Annotated in this window: 1 protein-coding gene; it reads left to right on the top strand. The window is 58.4% G+C overall.

Annotated features, from left to right (window positions below):
• Nucleotides 1-469, top strand: a 469-nt coding sequence (locus D7V93_RS43975) for a methyltransferase family protein (protein WP_147451730.1), incomplete at both ends; no start/stop codon positions are given.

Genomic DNA, 469 nt, shown 5'->3' on the forward strand with positions numbered 1-469 from the left:
GGTTCCCACTGACGATCTACTTGTTGCTGCCCTGGTTGAGCAAGCATTTTCCCGGTATCGATTTCCTCTCTCACGACGCGGGGCATTTGCTGGAGGTGATGTTCGGCTGGCGCGCTAATCCGCATTTCGGGCCGTTCCACATCCTAAGCAACCTGCTGATCTTCGGTGGTTTCATCATGCTCGCTTCCGCCTGGCGGGTGCTGTATCTGGCGCAGCAGCAGCACCGTCTGGCCACCGGTGGACTCTATACCCGCATGCGCCATCCGCAATATGTGGCGTTTGTCCTGATCATGCTCGGCTTCCTGCTGCAGTGGCCGACGTTGCTCACGCTGATCATGTTTCCAGTGCTGGTCTGGATGTATGTTCATCTCGCGCTGACTGAGGAGCGAGATGCGCTGGCCGAGTTCGGCCGGGCATACGAAGCGTATTGTGAGCGCACACCACGTTTCATCCCCCGTTGGAGCAGTGG

Source organism: Corallococcus llansteffanensis, from assembly GCF_003612055.1.
GTDB lineage: Bacteria > Myxococcota > Myxococcia > Myxococcales > Myxococcaceae > Corallococcus > Corallococcus llansteffanensis.